Below are 15,777 nucleotides of genomic sequence, written 5' to 3'. Positions count from 1 at the left end.
CCTTGCGGTGCTTTTTTATTACAAGACTTTTTTCATATCAATTTCAAATCATCTTGCAAATGACAGGCTTGGATGATTTTCAGCATCTTATCAGACACATTTTTAAAATGCAGCCCTTTACTTTCAGGTGTCTGACGCAGCCATTGCACCAATACCGCTAAAGAAAGGGTATTTCCTTGTTCAAGCTGACCCAGATCAACAATGAGAGGAAAACTCTTATGTTGCTGGATATGCTTTAAACCTGCTCGATAAACCTGTTCTGCATTCGAGAAATCAATTGTTTTTGAAACAATTAATTGCTGATCAATATACTGAATCACCCGTCACCTACTTATTTTTTATTAACAGCAGCATCTGCATCTGGCTTAAAGGTTGCAATCGCTTTATTCAGATCACCACCATTGCGCTTAACAGTAGCAGCAAACTGATTACGGAATTGCAAGCCTAAATCAATACCAGAGACATTAATATTACGGACTTTCCATTGGTCGCCTTTATCTGTCAACTGGAACGATACAGGGATTTTCTCACCATTATGCAAGAAGTCTAATGTAACAACGGGATTCTTACTATTGGTCGACTTAAAAGGACGCATAGTATAACTTTGGTTGGTATATTTAGCGAAAGCACCACCATAATTTTCAATAATCACCGCACGGAAATTTTGTTCAAACTGAGCACGTTGCGCAGCAGTTGTATATTGATTGTTTGCATACGTACCTAATACGATACGTGTAAATGCTTGTGAATCAACATACGGATCAAGGTTTTGACGAATAATCGATTTAACTAAAGCAGGATTACTTTGTAATTTCGCATGATCTGCTTTTAGACGTGTAATTAAACCATCAGCAACACGTTTAACAAAATCAGGTGGGGTTTCTGTTGGTGCTGCAAATGCAGCACTCGCAAGCATGGTTGATAATACACTTGCTGTTAACGTCTGTTTCAATAATGTATTCACTTCAATCTCCTAACCTGAATTACTCAACAAATGATGGTTCTGCTTCAGTAGCAAGTGGCTGCGATGCCGAACTCTCTGAAGTTGTTGAGCTTGATGTGGCTTTACCAGCACCACCAGTAATAAATTTACTGATCAAATCTTCTAAATCCATTGTACCTTGGGTATTTGAAACAACATCACCACGCTTTAGGTAATTCACACCACCACCTGGTACAACTTTCAAATACTTCTCACCCAGTAAGCCATTGGTTGCAACCATAATATAAGCATCCTCATCCAAACTGGTGATGTAGGTCATGTTACTGATAAGTTGCTGTTCCATTGCTTTTTGTTTCGCAGCATCAGCTTGTTGATAATCTGAGCTATAACGCAATTCTTCTAAGGCATTTTTCTGCACTTGTTTTAATTGCTCAGTATTAAAGCTGGTTAATTTACCATCCAAATCAAACTTAACTGTTGCTAAACGTGTTACTGGATCAAGCGTAATAGACTCTACACGGCCAATAGTCACACCACTCATGGTCACCTTTGCTCGTGGTTTTAAACCATTTACGTTGTCAAACTGCGCTGTCATGCTATAGCTATCACGTAGATTTGTACCCACTAAACCACTAACTTTCATCGCAAGAAAAAATAGAGCGATACCGAAGATAATCACAAAAATACCTACGGCCAGCTCACTAGTACGTGATTTCATTAAATCCCTCCGAACATGACCGCAGTCAACACGAAATCAAAACCTAATACACAAAGTGAAGAATATACGACCGTTCTGGTCATCGAAGTCGCGATACCCTCTGGTGTTGGATCACAAGCATAACCTTGATAGACCGCAACCCATGTACAAATCAGCGCAAAAACAATACTTTTAATAATAGTGCCATTAAAAATATCATGCCCAAACTGAACTGTACTTTGCATACCACCCCAGAAAGAACCTTCATCAGCACCTAAAAAATCTACGCCAACCAACTTGCCGCCAATGATACCGATCGTTGCAAAAATCACAGTCAACATCGGCAAACTCACAATACCTGCCCACAAACGCGGAGCCACAATTTGACGAAGTGGATCAACGCCAATCATTTCCATACTGGCCAATTGTTCACTCTGTTTCATTGAACCAATTTCGGCAGTGAGAGCCGAGCCTGCGCGCCCTGCAAATAGTAATGCAGCAACAACCGCAGCAAGTTCACGTAACAAAGTTAACGAAATCGCTGTCCCTAACATAGCTTCACTACCAAAAGTGACCAAAATGCTATACATCTGTAAGCCAAGGACAGCGCCAATAAACAAACCTGACACAGCAATAATCAGCAGAGACATGACCCCAACACGATGCATTTGATAGACAAAGCGTTGAAAGCCACCCTTTGAAGGCGCTGAAAATAAAATCTGGATGAGCATAAGTGATGCTGCACCTATCCCCTTTATTCGCTCAATAACGAGTCTACCTAACCAGGCAATCGTATTCATGCACGAACCTCGTTATCTAAATATGCTTGATGAGTAAATTGATATTCAACAGGGCCCTCAGCTGAGCCTGTTAAAAATTGACGTACAAATGGGGAAGCATGTGCCTGTAGCTGCTCAGGTGAACCTTCACCCTGAATTTTGCCTTCAGCAACCACATAAATATAATCAGCAATCGATAATGTCTCTGCGACATCATGCGAGACAATAATTGTTGTTAAGTCTAAAGCTTCACGCAAAGAACGAATCAATCGTGTTAGAACACCTTTAACAATTGGATCTTGGCCAGCGAATGGCTCATCATACATAATCAATTCTGGATCAAGTGCAATCGCACGCGCTAAGGCAACACGACGATTCATACCTCCTGAAAGTTCAGATGGCATTAAGGGTTCAGCACCACGTAGCCCAACCGACTCCAACTTTAAAGCGACTAACTCAGCAATCAAATGTTCTGGTAATTGTGTATGCGCACGAATAGGAAATGCAACATTTTCATAAACTGACATATCAGTAAATAACGCACCGCTCTGGAATAACATCCCCATACGTGCGCGTGCAGCAAACAAGTCTGGACGAGACATGGCTGCAATATTTTTACCATCGAGCAATACTTCACCATGATCAGGGATTAACTGCCCACCAATCAAACGGAGCAAAGTGGTCTTACCTGTTCCTGAAGGTCCCATAATTGCAGTAATTTGACCACGTCGAATTTTAAGACTGACATCATCATAAATGACGCGTTCCCCTCGGTTAAAGCTCAAGTTTTTAACTTCAATGAGGGCTTCAGCATCGAGAGGAGATTTGTTATTCATACTGGCATTCATTCCTGCACTTTTTATGCACGCATACTATACACTGAAAGATTAAGCGCTTGTTTTTATTTTGATATGCTACGTATGAAGATTATTAATTTATGTAATTGTTCTTTTTATCAACTTCTGTGCTCAACTCATGTTGTGAACTTGCATTCAAAGAATCGGTATTATTGCGTGCAATAAGTGCATATGCAAAAAATAACCCATTACAAAGCATTAAAATAACAAATAGACAAGGCAACCCTTCACCACAAATGAATGACCATATTTGACTTAAAAGACTTTTATTTTGTTTAAGTTTATTCATTTCTTCTATAAAATTTGAATTAGTAGACATTTTTTTAATTTTACATGACTAATCTTAAATAAAAAAGCCAGTTTTACAACTGGCTCTTCTTTTCATCGGTTTTTTTAACGATTAAAAATCGTTTTTGCGACGACGGTCACCACCGAAGCCACCTTCACGTGCTGGACGATCACCAAAATCACGCTTTGGACGGTCTTCACCACCGAAACTACGCTTTGGACGGTCTTCACCACCGAAACTACGTTTTGGGCGATCTTCACCACCGAAACTACGTTTTGGACGGTCACCAAAACCACCTTCACGTTGTGGGCGATCACCAAAATCGCGCTTTGGACGGTCGCCGAAGCTACCTTCACGACGTGGTTTGTAATCTACACGGTTACCACGATTGTCATCATTCGAATCAAAACGCGGTTTATCATTGAAACCACCTTCACGACGCGGGCGATCTGAATTGAACTCGCGACGTGGACGGTCTTCACCACCAAAACTACGCTTTGGACGATCTTCAAAACCACCTTCACGACGTGGGCGATCTGAATTGAACTCGCGACGTGGACGGTCTTCACCACCGAATGATGGACGTTCACCGCGTGGTTTATCATCGAAGCTACGACGTGGACGGTCTTCAAAACCACCTTCACGACGTGGACGATCAGAATTGAATTCGCGACGTGGACGATCTTCACCACCAAATGATGGACGTTCACCACGTGGTTTATCATCGAAGCTACGACGTGGACGATCATCGCCACCTTCACGACGTTTGAAATTGCTTTCGCCTTCAAAACGACGACCGCCACCAAAACCACCACGACCACGACCGCCGCCATCACGACCACCGCGACCACGACCGCCGCCATCACGACCTGAACGTGCAGGAGGTGGAGATGGCTCTAAACCTTCAATTTCAGACACATTTAAACGTGCATCTAAATAATCTTCTAAAGCACGGATTTTGCCACGCTCACGATAAGTCGCAAGTGTAATCGCCTGACCTGTACGACCCGCACGACCTGTACGACCAATACGGTGTACATAGTCTTCGTTTTTCATCGGTAAACCGAAGTTAATCACGTGAGAAATAGTTGGTACGTCTAAACCACGTGCTGCTACGTCAGTTGCAACTAAGATTTTTGCACGACCTTCACGGATGCTGCGTAAACGACGGTTACGAACGGTTTGTGGCATAGCACCATGCAATGCAACAACTGAGTGACCTGCTTCAGCCAATTCTTCAGCAAGCATATCTGTATCTTCTTGCGTGCTTGCAAAGACAACAGCTTGATCTACTGACTCGTCAGACAACCAGTGAGTAAGTAATTTTTTCTTATGCTCAAAACCATCTGTCCAATGTAATGTTTGTGTTACATCAGTGTTAGTGCTGTGACCAGTTTCAATTGCGATACGTTGTGGATCATTCATCATACGTTCAGCAAGACGAATAATACGATCAGCAAAAGTCGCAGAGAACATTAATGTTTGATTACGGTTTGCAGCTAACTCGCCAATTGCTTCTAAATCTTCAGAGAAGCCTAGATCAAGCATACGGTCAGCTTCGTCGACGATTAACGATTCAACTTTATCAAGTTTCAATTGGCGACGATTTACCAAGTCAAGCAAACGACCTGGCGTTGCAACAATCACTTGTGCGCCTTTAAGCTGTTGAATTTGCTTACCAAAAGGCATACCACCCATGATTGCAGCAATACGAACACCTTTCATATGACGTACAAATGCAATCGCATCTTGGCTTACTTGTTGAGCCAATTCACGCGTAGGACATAAAACCAAGATGCTTGGTTGAGTCACAGCTTTCATGCGTTCTTTAAATGGCACAAAAGTTTCCTGACCTGCCAAAGCATTTAATGTAGGGAGTAAAAATGCTGCAGTTTTACCAGAACCTGTCTGGCTTGAAACTAATAAATCTTTTCCATCTAACGCAGCTGGAATCGCTTGTTCTTGCACAGGAGTTGGGCTTGTAAAACCTAAACCTTCTAGGGCTTGTTGTAAGGTTTCGTGCAAAGAAAATTCGGCAAAAGTTTTGCTCATAGAGAGTTTCACCCTAATGGGTGCTCCATTTTAATAAATACAAAAAATAGACATCGGCAAAAAGCGGCAAAGCGACTCAAGCTGAAAATAGATGAAGTTCAGCGGCAATCCGAATAACGACGATGTGGACTAAACGCACGCTTGATTACTGCCTCAACCTGAAGAATCGCTAAGCGATTTGGGCGCAAGATATGGTCCTCTCTATGGACAGCGTGCGCTAATATGAATAGAACTGAATGTTCAGGTAATGAACTGGAATTTAAGTGCGTGGGCGGATTATAGCAGAATAATTTTAAAAGTCACCCTTTTTAATAGGTTTTTCTACTGGATCACCTTTATTATTTTTATCTGACCGATTAAAAAAGATGAAATTATAAAAATAACTCCTTCATTATGATCAGATCATAATTAAAAAACCCTCAAATTATTGAGGGTTTTTTAATCTAAAATTTATTTTGCAGCATCGCCCCAAGCTGGAACAACTGTTTGCATCAATGGTTTTAACATTTTCAATGAGCAAGCAAGTACTTGACCATTATCAAATGATTCATTACCACCACGAGCATCCACAACCACACCGCCCGCTTCTTTTACAATCAGCTCACCCGCAGCAATATCCCACGGTTTTAAACCAAGCTCAAAGAAACCATCAAAACGACCTGCAGCGACATAAGCTAAATCCAAAGCAGCAGAGCCACCACGACGGATTTGCGCGCCTGATTTAGTTACAGCCAACAAAGAAGCGAAATGTTGTTCTGCATAAGAAACAATTTCACCATTACGTTTCGCACGATAAGGATGACCTACCGCAAGGAATGTGTTTTCTAAAGAGTCTTTAACATTGACACGGATACGGCGTTGGTTCATGACTGCGCCACGACCACGGCTTGCAGAGAATAATTCATCACGCACTGGATCATAGATCACACCGTGCTGAGTTACGCCTTTATGTTGTACAGCGATAGAAATACAGAAATGAGGAAAACCGTTGATAAAGTTTTGAGTACCATCTAAAGGATCAATCACCCAGCACCAATCTGCATCGTGACCTTTACCTTCTTGCATACCAAACTCTTCACCAAGGAAGCTATGGTTTTTATAACTTTTACGAAGCGTATCAATTGTAAGTTGTTCCAAGTAACGATCAACACGTGTTACTGGACCATCAATGCCCTTTTCTTCAACTTGTAAATCGAGTTTATGACGATTTTGATGTGCCTTTAAAAGCTCTTGACCAACTGTTTGAGCCGCACGCGCAGCCATAACCACCATAGGTTCCATTGAACACCCACTACAAATTTGAAGATTTTGACAAAGAATAATGCATAAAAGCCCTTACATTCTATCAAATATAAGGGCTTTTAGGGGAAAAATGTTTACGAAAGATTATTTTCTAATTTACAAAGCGTTAGCGATCTATAACCAAGCTTTCTCAATTGAAGCAAAAATGCCTTGTCCATCTAAACCACAATCTGCAAGCATTTGCTGATGAGTTGCTTGATGTAAAAATGCATCTGGCAAACCTAGATTTAAAATTGGCTTAATGATTTTAGCTTGTGCTAAAAATTCATTTACTGCACTTCCCGCACCCGCCATAACCGCATGCTCTTCCACAGTTACAAACAGTTGAGTACGAGGCGTTAAATCACGAATGATTTGTTCATCCAATGGCTTCACAAAACGCATATTCACTACACGTACAGCAACCGAATGTTTACTTGCAAATAATTCTGCTGCTTCAACTGATGCTGCAACACGACTACCAAAAGCAAGGATACTGATCTGCTGATCTGCGTCCTGATTAAATTGCGCAACGATTTCAGCTTTACCAATTTCTAAAGCAGTCATTTGCTGTTGAATTTCAGCACCTGTACCAACACCACGTGGATAACGTACGGCAGTTGGTCCATTATAGTGATATGCCGTATGCAACATCTGGCGACATTCATTTTCATCTTTTGGTGCCATGATCACCATGTTAGGTACAGTACGCATATAGGCATAATCATATGCACCTGCATGGGTCGGACCATCTTCACCGACCAAACCAGCACGATCAATCCCAAAAGTGACATCTAGATTTTGCAAAGCAACATCATGGATCAATTGATCATAACCACGTTGTAAAAAGGTCGAATAGATTGCTACAACGGGTTTTAAACCTTCACACGCCATACCCGCTGCTAAAGTCACTGCATGTTGTTCAGCAATCGCAACATCAAAGAAACGTTCAGGGTATTGCTTTGCAAACTGAACCATCCCTGAACCTTCACACATCGCTGGAGTGATTGCGAGTAAACGATCGTCTTGCGCTGCTTCATCACATAACCATTGTCCAAACACGTCCGAGTATTTAGGCGGTGATTTTTTTGCAGGTGCAGATGCTCTAGCTGCTATTTTAGTAATCGCATGATAGGTAATCGGGTCTGCTTCAGCAGGCGCAAATCCTTTACCCTTTTTGGTATAAATATGAACTAAACGAGGGCCTTTACGTTTTTTTAGCGCATGAAAAACTTGTGTGAGTTGTTCAACATCATGCCCATCAAATGGCCCAAAATAATCAAAACCAATCGCTTTAAATAAGTTATCCGCCGCATCTGTTGCAGACTGATGTAATCGTGAGTTATAAGTCCATTTGGGATGTGGTTGAACATAGGCTTCACCTTGTTCATCTACATTGACCAGTTGACCTGTTTCCCAAATTGCAGCCAAGTGTTTAGCAAAACCGCCGGTACTGCATGAAATCGACATATCGTTATCATTTAAAATAACGATCAGATCAGCATCATGTGCAACCGCATCATTCATGGCTTCAAATGCCATACCTGCTGTCATTGCACCATCACCAACAATTGCAACCACATCACACGGATCTTTTTGATAACGACGCGCAAGCGACATTCCTAGACCCGCAGAAATTGCTGTTGACGAATGCCCTACACCAAAGGTATCAAATTCAGACTCTTCACGCGCAGGGAAAGCAGCTAAACCATCTTTACTACGAATCGTAGTAATTCGCTCACGACGCCCCGTCAGTACTTTATGTGGATATGCTTGATGACCCACATCCCAAACTAAACGATCATCTGGTGTATTGAAACAGTAGTGCAAAGCAACTGTCAGTTCAATCACACCTAAATTTGCGCCAAAGTGGCCACCGCTTTGCCCTGCCGCATACAAAATATATTGACGCAACTCATCCGCCACTTGTGCGAGTTGGCTTTGCTCGAGCTGACGTAATTGTTGTGGATGATCAATTCCATCTAACAATGGCGTAACAGGACGTTGAGTTGGAATTTCGGTATACAACATAATGTGGCAAAGCCTTTTTAAGCCTGGCAAATCCGAAGCTGGGTTAAATGGGGGCAATCATACAATTAAATACGATCTACCTTCAATCAGCCACATGTGCGAATGATGTAGTGCTGAACATTCTCAAGCCAATCTTAAACAACTGACTTACAGATTATCCTGAATTATGTCACTGTTTATCAACCATTATTGTGTGCTTTCTATGAAAAAGAAAAACTTATGTGAAAAATCAGAACTTGCAATTCACTCAATCTTCACACATTAAGCTATACTTTGACAGTTTTTACTAACATAGCGAGCTCTCTGTGCCGATTGAATTTATTGCAACATCAAAGCTACCAACTGCTTTTGGTGACTTCAATATTTCTGTGTTTCAAGACCCTCAAACAGGCGAAGAACATGTGGCGCTTTCTAAAGGTTTAGAAACTCCCCCAACAGGACCTGTTTTAGTCCGTATTCATTCAGAATGCTTAACAGGTGATGCTTTCGCTTCATTAAAGTGTGACTGTGGTCCTCAATTACAAGCGACCCAACGTTTGATTAATGAAGCAGGTCAAGGTGTGATTTTATATCTACGCCAAGAAGGTCGTGGGATTGGTTTAACGAATAAAATCCGCGCCTATGCTTTACAAGATCAAGGGCATGATACGGTTGATGCTAACTTATTGTTAAATCTTCCTGCGGATGCACGTCGTTATGATATGTGTAGCATTATGCTGGATCATCTACAAATCAAAGAAGTTAAGTTAATTACGAATAACCCGTTAAAACTTAAAGCCCTAACTGATTTAGACATTAATGTGGTTGAGCGTGTACCGTTAACAGTAGGTCGTAACCCATTTAATGAACAATATTTAAAGACCAAACGTGAGCGTATGGATCATCTTTACCAGAAGGATGACTTCTAAGTCATCCTTGATTCAATCAATCTCATGATAATTCGAAAAATAAGCGATTGTTTTATATCGTCATAGAAAAAATACGGTTATTGGGTATTTTGCGGCGAAGATGTAAATCAAATGCCATGCAAATATTTCTTACGAATGGTTTGCCTTGTTCGGTTACTTGAATATCCTTTGATGTCATCTTTAACAAACCGTCATTCTGCATTTCCTCTAGTTGTGCTAATACTTCAGGTAACTCTGGAAAATACAATGCTTCATTCTGCCATGAAGTACTAAAGTGACACATTAAATTGAGTATATGTTGGCGAATGACTAAATCCTCTTCTGTTAAAAGATGTCCACGATATACAGGAATCTCATTCTTCTCTAAACGTGCATAATAATCTTCTAGCGTTTTTTCATTTTGCGCAAAGCTGTACCAACTATCACTAATTGAAGACAAACCTAGGCCAATCATGACTTGCGTTTTTGATGAGGTATACCCCATGAAATTACGATGCAGATTTTCTTGTTGGAAAGCTTGATACATTTTGTCATGTTCCAAAGCAAAGTGATCCATACCAATTTCATGATAACCCTGTGCTAAAAGTTTTCTCTTTCCCTCCTCATATAACTGGCGTTTCAACTCATCTTTAGGTACGTCCTGATCTTTAAAACCACGCTGTCCATTGCCCTTAATCCAAGGTACATGAGCATAGCTATAAAATGCTAAACGATCTGGCTTTAGACTATTCGTTTGTTCAATCGTATGTAACACATCAGTCAAGTTCTGAAATGGTAAACCAAAGACCAAGTCATGTGAAATCGAGGTATAGCCAATTTCCCGTGCCCACGTTGTAACCTGTTGTACATGAGCAAATGGTTGAATACGGTGAATTGCTTTCTGAACTTTTTCATTATAGTCCTGCACCCCATAACTTACTCGGCGAAAACCAAGATCATATAGGGCTTGTAAATGCTCTCGAGTCGTATTATTAGGATGCCCTTCGAAACTAAATTCATATTCATCGCATATATCTGCATTTGCCAATAACCCATTAATCAACTCGATCAAGTGTTGTACAGAGAAAAATGTCGGAGTTCCTCCGCCCAAATGAATTTCTTTAATCCGCGGTTTGTCGACAAGCAACTGGCAGTACAACTCCCATTCTTTTAACACGGCTTGAATATAAGGTTGTTCCACTTCATGGCGCTTGGTCACACGCTTATGACAACCACAAAAAGTGCACAAACTTTCACAAAACGGCAAATGGATATATAAACTAATCCCTTCACTCGTATTTGTCTCATCAAATGCCCGTTTTAAAGTTTGCTTCCACATTTCCAAACTAAAATCTTGTTCTTGCCAGTACGGAACAGTCGGATAACTGGTGTAACGTGGTCCTGCAACATTGTATTTTTGAATAAGTGAATGAACTTGAGTCATAACGTGCCTATCTGATGTTCAGCTTGCAACAACAAGCATTATCAATACATTCTGCTGAGCTTAACCCAAGAAATCAACCAACTCTTTTGGTCGGAATAATTATGGTTAGATCGATTAGATCCTTTAAGCTGTTCAACTATCTAATTGCAGTTTGAATCAAAAAATCAGCTTATTTTTTTTATGATTTCATGGTACATATCCTTCCATCTTTTTTAATGATTAGAAGGTTGAAATGCAGCATCCAACTTCAGCTGATATTCAACGTGTTCGTGAGTTTTTACTCGATCTACAGGCACGGATTTGTGCAGGGCTAGAGCAACAGGAACGTGCAGGCGGTGGTACCGCTGAATTTATCATTGATGATTGGCAACGAACCGAAGGTGGTGGTGGTCGCTCTCGCGTTTTGCAAAATGGTGACGTGATTGAAAAAGGCGGAGTGATGTTTTCCCATATCAACATCAGTAAACTTCCTGCTTCTGCAACGGAACGCCATCCTCAAATCGCAGGTGCAAAAGCACAAGCTTTGGGCGTTTCTTTAGTGATTCATCCTAAAAATCCCAATATCCCAACTTCACATGCAAATGTACGTTTATTTGTTGCTGAACCTGAGGGTCAAGACCCTGTTTGGTGGTTTGGGGGGGGCTTTGATCTCACACCTTTCTATCCAGATGATCAAGATATTCAAAACTGGCATCAAACCGCTTATGACTTATGCCAACCATTTGGCGAACATGTTTATGCTGAACATAAACAATGGTGTGATGATTATTTCTACTTAAAACATCGTGATGAACAACGTGGTGTAGGTGGTTTATTCTTTGATGATTTGAACCAATGGGACTTCGAAACTTGCTTTAAATATATTCAAGCCGTTGGTAATGGTTATTTAGCAGCGATCTTGCCTATTTTTGAAAAGCATCGTGAACAGCCGTATACCGAAGCGCAGCGTGAGTTTCAGTTGTATCGCCGTGGTCGCTATGTAGAATATAACTTGGTGTATGACCGTGGTACGTTGTTTGGCTTACAAACAGGTGGACGTATTGAATCCATTTTAGTGAGTTTACCGAATCTTGCAGGCTGGTCGTATCGTCCTGAATGGGATGAAAACTCGCCTGAAAAACGTCTCACCGATTATTATTTAAAACCAAGAGATTGGTTGAGTTTAAATAAGTAATTGACCGTAATTGTTCAAAGCACCTGAATTTAGGTGCTTTTTTGTACCTAAAGATTATCGTATATTGTCTCAGCATAAGCATTCAAATATGTTTAATAGCCTCTGTCCCCTCTTTCAACTTTGGATAAAAGTATGACCAAACAATTTGCTGTCATTGGGAATCCGATTGAACAATCCCGCTCACCAGAATTGCATCATGCTTTTGCAGCAAAAACCGGCGTTGATTTAAACTATAAAAAAATTCTTGCACCCTTAGATGGTTTTGAAAGAACAACAAAAGATTTTTTTGCTCATGATGGCATTGGAATGAATGTAACTGTGCCATTTAAAGAACAAGCATTTGCCTTATGCGACCAACTCACTGAGCGTGCAAAAATTGCAAAAGCTGTGAACACCTTGTGGATGCAAGATGGCAAACTATTTGGAGATAATACCGATGGTCAGGGTTTAGTTGCCGCCATTCAAGCCTTAGGTTGGGACCTTAAAAATAGTCGCATTTTAATTTTAGGTGCTGGTGGTGCAACACGTGGTGTCATTTATCCTTTAGTACAAGCAGGTGCAAAACAGATTGTCATTGCCAATCGTACACTTGCTCGAGCTGAACAATTGGTCTCAGATTTAAAAGATGCCGTGCCACAGGCACAACTCTCAGCGCTCAGCTTGGAACAACTTGTTGGTGAATTTGACTTTGTCATCAATGCCACTTCTGCCAGCTTAACTGGTGATACTTTACAGCTTCCTGAATGCTTGGTTTTTCACCATGCTTATGAAATGGCTTATGGCAAACCCTCGAGCTTTTTGAATCAAGCTCAAGAGCGTCAAGTTCCATCAACAGATGGTTTTGGTATGTTGGTGGGTCAAGCAATTGAAGCTTTTTCTATTTGGAATGGGGTCAAACCTGAATTAAAAGATTTCTTATAACCCATCTATAAATTAGTAAGCAAAAAAGAACCTGCATTGCGCAGGTTCTTTTCAAGTAACCACCAATTATTTTGCCGTTAGCATTTTCAAATACACTTCTTTAAAGATTTCATAATCAATGAATTCATTGTGCTCAATCTTTAATGATTTAATGCTCTTTTCAGATAACTGATTTTTACGAGCATCGACATATACTTGTCCCAAAATCGTTGCGGTTTGTGCTAATAGTAGTTTTTCCTCACTCGAAATTCCATTAGCACGCTCAAATTGAACTTGATACTGTTGAGCAAATAGCTGCTGTGGCTGCTTATATTGAGCTTGTAGATTTTTCCAAGCTTGACGATCTTTATCACCATGCATCGCATCATTTACAATACGATTAACAGCTTGTCCCAACTTGTCATCAAACTGATCATCTTGCTCAAGATGATGTTTCTTCTGTAATGCTTCAATGCTCTTCAACGCCTTACCTTGTGGGTTATAGATGTCATCTGTGGCATACCAATAGGCATAAACAGACGCGATTTCCTGCAATTCCTGACTTGTATAACGTTGTGCAATTTCTGCTTTATTTTCTATCAGCTTGGCAATAAATACTGCTTTAAATGTTTGCTCATAACTGTGTGTAGCATCATATCGCTGTTCTGCAATGATTTTGAGTTGATCTTCTAAAGATAACGTATAAGGTTCAGCTGAACGCTCTTGAATGCCAGTCTGTCCCAGTTTCTCTGAGAAACTGCCGATTGCTTGTTCCAACATTGAACCTTTACTTGCTTCAGCCCATGTTTTCGCTCGTTTCAATTGAGCCTGATCAATTGGCGTTGCTTGGCCATAATTGGAAATCAACATATCTGCTTTAAGATTAAAACGAGACTTCAGTTCAGGGAGTGCATAATTCAAATCATAATCAATTTTAACTGCTCGCCCTTGTGCATCTAAACCAATATCCATGGTAAATGGATTACGTTTGTCTTGAGGAGGCAATGCTTTTTCAATCTCAGCCTGATGCTTAATCCATAGTGCTTTAAATGCCTGATCATCAATAAATTGATTTTCATCATATACAGCAAATTCTTTTTCTACGCTTTGTAATTTTTCAACATAAGATAGAAAACCTGATTCGGATTTTTTCGTATTAAAAACATCAATATCGTAAATACTTTCACAATACTGTGCATCTCCATAAGCAGCCTGTTGAGCATGCTGAAGCGCTGTACATTGGGCCTCTGTTAAACCTTGCTGATCTTCTGAGGAAGAAGCTGCATCTGCGGCAGCATCAGCTGATTCTGAATCGTCAGCAACTATCCCATCTTCTTTAGCAGCATCCATCGCTTGCTGCGCTGCATCGGATACCTTTGGATCAGCTTCATCTTCAACACCAAAGTGCTGATTCACTAAACGATATAATTGCTGACTGACGACACTTGCATCATCTGCGGAATCTTTACTCGCTAATATGGATGCCGCTGCATCAGGCTTGGTTTTGCTTACAGCATTGGTTTCATCAGCAATCAGCTTTTCTAAGTTTTGTTCTTTAATATTTAAAATGCTTTGCATTAAATATTTTTCATTCACTTTGCTGTACAAATTCGCTTGTAAAATTAATTCTTCAATCGATGTTTTTAAGCGAATTTTTTCGACTACTCCTAAATTTCGATCAGCAGCGGAGACAGACAATGCTTGAATGTTATTTTGATCAGCCAAACGGTAATAAATAGCACTTGAAGCTTTCACATACTCTGCAAATTTTTTGTAATCCACTTGCTTAAACATTGCCTGATATTTTGAAAAATCCAAATAAGCTAAATTATTTTGATTTTCTTTGTTCACCAAATACGGCATCAAAGCAAAGTAATTGATATAAAACTTATAATTATTTAAATCTAGAACCATCGGCACTTTTGCTTGAACTAACAAGGTTGGTTTTTCATAACGTGCTGTCAGATTAAACGACCCCATTTTCTGACGATAGTGGACTGAGCCATCATATTCAAATTGCATATCATTCAATATATTGGTCATGATCTGAGCAAATTTATCAGCTTTAGAACCACCAGAACTTTTGGGCTGTTGTGCCAAGGCATTATAGAGTGCCTGCTTTTGTTTGCTGTTTAAATTAACCTTTTGTTCTTGTAAATATTGATCCACTTTTTGTTTGAGTGCTGCATCTAAAGCCGCCCTTTCTGACGAGGTGTTTGATTTATTTTGATCTAGGTCGACATGAATTTTAAATTTGCCACGATAATCGTAACTCGGATATTCATACATTGCATTAAGACTATTAATTGCCTTTTGCTCTAAATTCTGAGAACCTGAATTGGTTTTAATGACATGCTGTGAACATGCAGAAACACTAAGACCTAACAAGCATAATGTTAAATATTTTAAACGCATAGTTTTACCAAATACCCTTATATCATTA

At 40.2% G+C, this 15,777-nt stretch carries 13 protein-coding genes; 3 read left to right on the top strand and 10 right to left on the bottom strand.

Features of this window, described 5'->3' with window-relative positions:
* Positions 1-32 precede the first annotated feature (32 nt).
* The 8 genes from CDG55_RS03015 to dxs form a co-directional block, all read right to left on the bottom strand.
* On the bottom strand, positions 33-320 hold the full coding sequence (locus CDG55_RS03015) for an STAS domain-containing protein (RefSeq protein WP_005156331.1): 288 nt from the start codon (positions 318-320) through the stop codon (positions 33-35).
* 11 nt (positions 321-331) lie between these two features.
* Complete coding sequence (locus CDG55_RS03010) at positions 332-964, bottom strand: MlaC/ttg2D family ABC transporter substrate-binding protein (RefSeq protein ID WP_005156334.1); 633 nt, start codon at positions 962-964, stop codon at positions 332-334.
* A 19-nt stretch (positions 965-983) separates the two neighbouring features.
* Entirely contained in the window at positions 984-1,661 is a 678-nt protein-coding gene (locus tag CDG55_RS03005; RefSeq protein WP_087536048.1) for an outer membrane lipid asymmetry maintenance protein MlaD, read from the bottom strand.
* On the bottom strand, positions 1,661-2,440 hold the full coding sequence (gene mlaE, locus CDG55_RS03000) for a lipid asymmetry maintenance ABC transporter permease subunit MlaE (RefSeq protein ID WP_004660307.1): 780 nt from the start codon (positions 2,438-2,440) through the stop codon (positions 1,661-1,663). The genes CDG55_RS03005 and mlaE overlap by 1 nt, the downstream gene beginning before the upstream one ends.
* Positions 2,437-3,255: an ABC transporter ATP-binding protein gene (locus CDG55_RS02995; RefSeq protein WP_005156344.1), complete on the bottom strand. Its 819-nt coding sequence runs from the start codon at positions 3,253-3,255 to the stop codon at positions 2,437-2,439. Before CDG55_RS02995 ends, mlaE begins: the two co-directional genes overlap by 4 nt.
* Before the next feature lie 421 nt (positions 3,256-3,676).
* Positions 3,677-5,617: a DEAD/DEAH box helicase gene (locus CDG55_RS02985; protein ID WP_087536046.1), complete on the bottom strand. Its 1,941-nt coding sequence runs from the start codon at positions 5,615-5,617 to the stop codon at positions 3,677-3,679.
* Between the two features lie 450 nt (positions 5,618-6,067).
* A complete protein-coding gene (locus CDG55_RS02980) occupies positions 6,068-6,898 on the bottom strand; it encodes an inositol monophosphatase family protein (RefSeq protein WP_087536045.1) in 831 nt (276 codons plus the stop codon).
* A 135-nt stretch (positions 6,899-7,033) separates the two neighbouring features.
* Positions 7,034-8,929, bottom strand: coding sequence for a 1-deoxy-D-xylulose-5-phosphate synthase (dxs, locus tag CDG55_RS02975; protein ID WP_087536044.1), 1,896 nt, complete (start codon positions 8,927-8,929; stop codon positions 7,034-7,036).
* Positions 8,930-9,234: 305 nt separating this feature from the next.
* On the opposite strand from dxs, the gene ribA reads away from it, so the two are divergent.
* Positions 9,235-9,837, top strand: a complete 603-nt coding sequence (gene ribA / locus CDG55_RS02970) for a GTP cyclohydrolase II (RefSeq protein ID WP_004660293.1) — start codon at positions 9,235-9,237, stop codon at positions 9,835-9,837.
* Between the two features lie 52 nt (positions 9,838-9,889).
* Here the strand turns inward: ribA and hemN are convergent, their stop codons facing one another.
* Complete coding sequence (gene hemN / locus CDG55_RS02965) at positions 9,890-11,260, bottom strand: oxygen-independent coproporphyrinogen III oxidase (RefSeq protein ID WP_087536043.1); 1,371 nt, start codon at positions 11,258-11,260, stop codon at positions 9,890-9,892.
* 232 nt (positions 11,261-11,492) lie between these two features.
* Between hemN and hemF the strand changes: the two genes are divergently transcribed.
* On the top strand, positions 11,493-12,434 hold the full coding sequence (gene hemF, locus CDG55_RS02960; protein WP_087536042.1) for an oxygen-dependent coproporphyrinogen oxidase: 942 nt from the start codon (positions 11,493-11,495) through the stop codon (positions 12,432-12,434).
* A gap of 132 nt (positions 12,435-12,566) precedes the next feature.
* Positions 12,567-13,355, top strand: coding sequence for a shikimate dehydrogenase (gene aroE, locus CDG55_RS02955; protein WP_087536041.1), 789 nt, complete (start codon positions 12,567-12,569; stop codon positions 13,353-13,355).
* Positions 13,356-13,421: 66 nt separating this feature from the next.
* Here aroE and CDG55_RS02950 read toward each other — a convergent pair whose 3' ends face one another.
* Positions 13,422-15,749 (bottom strand): hypothetical protein, encoded by a 2,328-nt coding sequence (locus CDG55_RS02950; protein WP_087536040.1) that lies wholly within the window; start codon positions 15,747-15,749, stop codon positions 13,422-13,424.
* Positions 15,750-15,777 lie beyond the last annotated feature (28 nt).

Source organism: Acinetobacter sp. WCHA45, assembly GCF_002165255.2.
Taxonomy (GTDB): Bacteria; Pseudomonadota; Gammaproteobacteria; order Pseudomonadales; family Moraxellaceae; genus Acinetobacter.
Note: the sequence above shows the minus strand (reverse complement) of the source record. Positions and strands in the feature narration are given on the sequence as shown.

What these genes read in the sequence shown, in the direction of transcription:
- CDG55_RS03005 (WP_087536048.1), bottom strand. Translation starts at nt 1,661, where the DNA reads ATGAAATCACGTACTAGTGAGCTGGCCGTAGGTATTTTTGTGATTATC.
- mlaE (WP_004660307.1), bottom strand. Translation starts at nt 2,440, where the DNA reads ATGAATACGATTGCCTGGTTAGGTAGACTCGTTATTGAGCGAATAAAG.
- CDG55_RS02995 (WP_005156344.1), bottom strand. Translation starts at nt 3,255, where the DNA reads ATGAATAACAAATCTCCTCTCGATGCTGAAGCCCTCATTGAAGTTAAA.
- CDG55_RS02985 (WP_087536046.1), bottom strand. Translation starts at nt 5,617, where the DNA reads ATGAGCAAAACTTTTGCCGAATTTTCTTTGCACGAAACCTTACAACAA.
- CDG55_RS02980 (WP_087536045.1), bottom strand. Translation starts at nt 6,898, where the DNA reads ATGGAACCTATGGTGGTTATGGCTGCGCGTGCGGCTCAAACAGTTGGT.
- dxs (WP_087536044.1), bottom strand. Translation starts at nt 8,929, where the DNA reads ATGTTGTATACCGAAATTCCAACTCAACGTCCTGTTACGCCATTGTTA.
- hemN (WP_087536043.1), bottom strand. Translation starts at nt 11,260, where the DNA reads ATGACTCAAGTTCATTCACTTATTCAAAAATACAATGTTGCAGGACCA.
- hemF (WP_087536042.1), top strand. Translation starts at nt 11,493, where the DNA reads ATGCAGCATCCAACTTCAGCTGATATTCAACGTGTTCGTGAGTTTTTA.
- aroE (WP_087536041.1), top strand. Translation starts at nt 12,567, where the DNA reads ATGACCAAACAATTTGCTGTCATTGGGAATCCGATTGAACAATCCCGC.
- CDG55_RS02950 (WP_087536040.1), bottom strand. Translation starts at nt 15,749, where the DNA reads ATGCGTTTAAAATATTTAACATTATGCTTGTTAGGTCTTAGTGTTTCT.